At 44.3% G+C, this 1934-nt stretch carries 1 protein-coding gene; it reads left to right on the top strand.

Annotation, left to right across the window (positions count from 1 at the left end):
• Positions 1 to 135: 135 nt before the first annotated feature.
• Positions 136 to 1866, top strand: a complete 1731-nt coding sequence (locus E5329_RS28925; RefSeq protein WP_135992553.1) for an IS1634 family transposase — start codon at positions 136 to 138, stop codon at positions 1864 to 1866.
• The last annotated feature ends 68 nt before the right edge of the window (positions 1867 to 1934 follow it).

Below are 1934 nucleotides of genomic sequence, written 5' to 3'. Positions count from 1 at the left end.
GGTTTTTAACAGTTCCATAATGCAAAAAGTATCTGCAGGTCTTATAAAACCTGTATTTTTTTGTCAATTTTTTTGTTTTTATATATGGTAATATATGGCAATATATGATATAATGCTATACAGGAGGGATACAACATGAAAGTAACTACGTCCAAATCAAAGAATTCAGAGTCTTTTTATATCACACAGTCATATATAAACAGCAATGGCAAGAGCACTTCCAAAAGAATACGCAAACTTGGTACCCTCAAAGAGCTTACCGAGTCCCTCGGAACCGATAGGGACGGTGTAATGGCATGGGCTAAGGAACAGGCCAGGCTGGAGACGGAAAAATATAAAAAGGACAGGGAAGCTAAGACTGTTCTGGTTCCATTTCACGCAGACAGGCAAATGGATTATGACTGTCAGAAACTTTATAAAGGCGGCTATCTTTTCCTGCAATCCATTTATTATGGGCTTGGTTTTGACCGGATCTGCCGGAAAATCCGCGACCGGCATAAATTCCAGTACGATCTTAATGCTATCTTATCGGATTTGATCTATACCAGGATACTGGAGCCGGGAAGCAAGCGTGCCTCCTACAAGGCCGCAATGGACTATCTTGAAAAACCTTCCTACGAGAAGCATGATGTCTACCGCGCACTGGATGTCCTTGCACAAGAGTGCGACTTCATACAATCGGAAGCCTTTAAAAACAGTAACTTCCTGATAGACAGGAATGATGGCATCCTTTATTATGACTGCACGAATTATTACTTTGAAATCGAGCAGGAAGAGGGCGGAAAAAAATATGGGAAGAGCAAAGAACACCGCCCAAACCCAATCGTGCAGATGGGAATGTTCACAGACGGGGATGGGACGCCACTGGCTTTTTCCATCTTCCCAGGGAACCGGAACGAACAGCAGTCTGTCAAGCCTTTGGAAAAAACAATCCTCCAGAAATTTGGACACTCTAAATTTATATACTGCTGTGATGCAGGTCTGGGTTCAGAAAGCAACCGTGAATTTAACCATATGGGGGAAAGGTCGTTTATTGTGACACAGTCCATTAAAAAATTACCCGCTGAAGACAGGGAATGGGCGCTTAATGGCAGCGGCTTTAAACGATTGTCGGATGACAGTGCGGTAGATTTATCCAGAATCGGGGAGGAAGAAAAAAGAGGCCTTTTCTATAAAGACTGCCCTTATACGACAAAAAAACTACATCAACGCCTGATCATCACTTACTCCCCAAAGTATGCCGCCTACCAGAAAGAGATCCGCAGAAGACAGGTGGAACGGGCTGAAAAAATGATTGCATCGGGGAAACGCAAAGCGCAGCGCAAAAATCCCAATGACCCGGCCAGATTTGTGGGGAAACTAGCCGTCACCAAGGAGGGTGAAAAAGCCAGCATCCAGTATTACCTGGATGAAGAAAAGATTGCAGAGGAAGCCAGATATGACGGGCTGTATGCCATATGTACCGACCTCCTGGATGACGATGTGGCGCCCATCCTGAAAGTCAGCGAGGGGAGATGGCGGATAGAAGAATGCTTCCGCATCATGAAGACAGACTTTGAGGCCCGCCCCGCATTTGTACGACTTGAAAACAGGATCAAGGCCCATTTTCTGACCTGCTTCCTTGCGCTCCTTGTCTATCGTATCCTGGAAAAAAAGTTGGAAGGCAGTTATACCTGTGAGGAGATCTTAAGCACACTGAAAGAAATGAATTTTGCAGATATCGAAGACCAGGGATATATGCCACTGTACAGACGCTCAAAGCTGACCGATGCACTGCACGAAGTCTGCGGCATCCGAACCGACTATCAGTTCATTACCAGACAAAAGATGAGAGGAATCCAAAAAAGAAGTAAAGGCAGAGAATAAATTACTATATTTCATTTCTAAAGTTCAAATCGCTGTAGCCCGTATAAATACTGGGGTTACAGCGATTT

Source organism: Petralouisia muris, from assembly GCF_004793545.1.
GTDB lineage: Bacteria > Bacillota > Clostridia > Lachnospirales > Lachnospiraceae > Petralouisia > Petralouisia muris.
This window is presented reverse-complemented; position numbering and strand designations above follow the sequence as displayed.

Excerpts from the sequence above, each read along its gene's own strand:
- E5329_RS28925 (WP_135992553.1), top strand. The coding sequence starts at position 136 with ATGAAAGTAACTACGTCCAAATCAAAGAATTCAGAGTCTTTTTATATC.